The following is a 2,355-nucleotide window of genomic DNA, read 5'->3' on the forward strand; positions in this document are numbered from 1 at the left end:
GAAAGCTGTGCTGAGCTGGCATTTCGGGCGAGACGGTGCGGAAAATGCAATTTACATGGCTCACAACTGAAAAATCATGGGTGACTGTGGATTGGAGGTCATTTGATCAAACTTCGCTTTTGGTTGCGCGTGATTCATGGAGTGTCTGAGTGGGAGGGCCCGTATGTCTGGCGGGACTCGGTCTTGGACACCTCCCCTGGTTTGGGTAAATATCAGGCGGTCCGGACAGCAGACAGCCCCGGACGGCAACACTGGCGCCCGCCGGGGCTGTCGCTTGTTCGGGCTAGATTAAGAGTCCTGCAGCATCTCTACCAGCTTCTGTACGTCGTCTTCGCTGAGTGCTTCTCTGATCGCAGTTGCAACTGCTTGCGGGTTGCTCTTGAGTTTCGTCAGAGCGCGGATAGCGGAAGTGGTACGTGATCCGTCCTGTCTGTCACTTTCGGTAGGGCGAGGTTGCTTTCCTTTAATATCTGGGCTCGGCTTTCGCTTTTGTCGCGATGACCAAGCTGCCACCTGCTCGACCGACGGGATCTGAGCCAATTCTCGCGCGTCGCGTATGGCAAGGTCGCCCTGCCGGAGCTTCTCCTGTAGCTCAGGTTCGAGTTTCAACAGCGCGCGCCTCTGGGAGATCCAACCTTCGGACTTTCCCAGTTTGGCTGCGGCCTTAGATGCGCTCCCAAGCTCGGTGACCAGTAAATCGACTGCCTCCGCTTCCTCGACGACGTCGAAGTCGCGCCTGTCCAAGTTCTCTACAATCGAAGCCCATAAGACTGATTCTTTAGAGATCGCGAGACTGTCGCGAACTACTACGTCCAGGCCCTTGCGACCGAACTTCTCGCTCGCTGCGAGTCGGCGGCAACCGTTCACAACGACCCAGCGCGCCGAACCGATGGCCTCGCTGTCTTCTGGCCATAGCTCTAGCCATCGTGCGCTCGTTATGACCGTTCCCGGCTGGAGCTGGCGTTCGGCGATTGACGACAGATCATCGAGACTTCCCAGGGACGAGCGCGGGTTGCGCGGGTTTGCAACCAGCTCGGCGATGGACACGTCTGGCCTGAATTGGCCATCCACTGGGGTGCCTGCATCTACGGGTGACCGGTCCCCCACCGAACTGACCAAGCTCTTGAAGTCGACCCGGCCGCCGCGGGACTTCTGAGAGGTTGCCATCACATACCCACTTCGAGCTCAAGGCAAAGCCGCTGAAAGTCTTCGCGGGCTTGTAACGACGCTCGATTAGGTGGGTATTCAGTTACGACCAATCCTTGTGCTGCCGCGCGGCTATGCACCTTGTAGTGCCGTACAACTGTGTTTGCGAGTGGCCAACCCTGCGCTTGCACGAACGCCTCGGTTTGTTCGAGATCGACCCGGCCATCTCGTGGGTCCCAGTTGTTGATCACGACCTTGAATGGGATCCCCCGTGGCTCAAGTACTTTCGAGATGGTGCGGGCTGTTGGGTCGAAGCTCAGCGGCTCGGGAACAATGGGAACGATCGCCAGATCGGTCACAGACAGTACTGCGTCGAGTGCTTGGCCGGAAGTGCCATTGTCGACAGCGCCGGGGCGGTCACCAATCCATCCTGGTGTATCCACGTAGACGTGTTTGATCCCATCCAAGTTGGGAAGATGCCGGAGCATGTCTGGGTCGTCGATTTGTGTGACTCGGAATGGGAGGTCCTGGACTCGCTCGGCCCACCATACGGCTGAACCCTGAGGGTCTATGGACGCCGCGAGCACCGGCGATTCACTTTGCTTAGCGCCCGAGCGGGTTAAGACGTCATTCTTCACTGCCGCCAGATTCATTGTGAGGGTGCTTTTCCCTACCCCACCCTTTTGGCTGAGTACAACATGAACGGGCATTGGCCCACCTCCGTTTGCTTCACCGCGGACGGCTACTTCGGTTTGGTGCTCTGACTCGGATCTTTACCGCGGTAAAGATCCGCGAGGAGGCGCAGCTTCGAGTCGCTTGCGCACTCAAAAGATACACCAGATTGCCTTCTGGGAATCATCGTTGACGGTTCGACTCGCCGGTAGCTTCGTGCCGGCCCGCGCCTCGACTGCCTACTCCCCCTAGTCGCTTCTCGCGGGGATCCGCTTGATGTGCGGCCGGAATCGGGAGTATTGCTCCAATTGCGATGTGAACTTGTGGTGTTGCAGACTGTTGCGCAGCCTTGACCGTAACGCTCTTCCGCGTCTGATGCCTTGCGCTCTGCGGACTTTGCTATGGAAGACGACGGAGCATGTCGTAGATGCGTCCCTAGGTGAAGGTCTGGTAGCCCGGCCGGTTGTTTGCCACCTACGCTTTTTACCGCGGTAAAGAGCGGCGGTTACGCCCCCGCAGTGCGTGGTTGCGAGGCCT

The 2,355-nt window shown here is 58.4% G+C and carries 2 protein-coding genes; both read right to left on the reverse strand.

Features of this window, described 5'->3' with window-relative positions:
• Positions 1–288: 288 nt before the first annotated feature.
• Positions 289–1,047, reverse strand: coding sequence for a ParB/RepB/Spo0J family partition protein (locus tag ACODSO_RS29070; protein ID WP_489040063.1), 759 nt, complete (start codon positions 1,045–1,047; stop codon positions 289–291).
• 119 nt (positions 1,048–1,166) lie between these two features.
• The gene (locus ACODSO_RS29075; protein WP_489040064.1) at positions 1,167–1,856 is read right to left on the reverse strand and encodes a nucleotide-binding protein; all 690 of its coding nucleotides are present in this window, start codon (positions 1,854–1,856) and stop codon (positions 1,167–1,169) included.
• Positions 1,857–2,355 lie beyond the last annotated feature (499 nt).

The organism is Rhodococcus sp. FG69 (assembly GCF_057808915.1).

Excerpts from the sequence above, each read along its gene's own strand:
- ACODSO_RS29075 (WP_489040064.1), bottom strand. The coding sequence starts at position 1,856 with ATGCCCGTTCATGTTGTACTCAGCCAAAAGGGTGGGGTAGGGAAAAGC.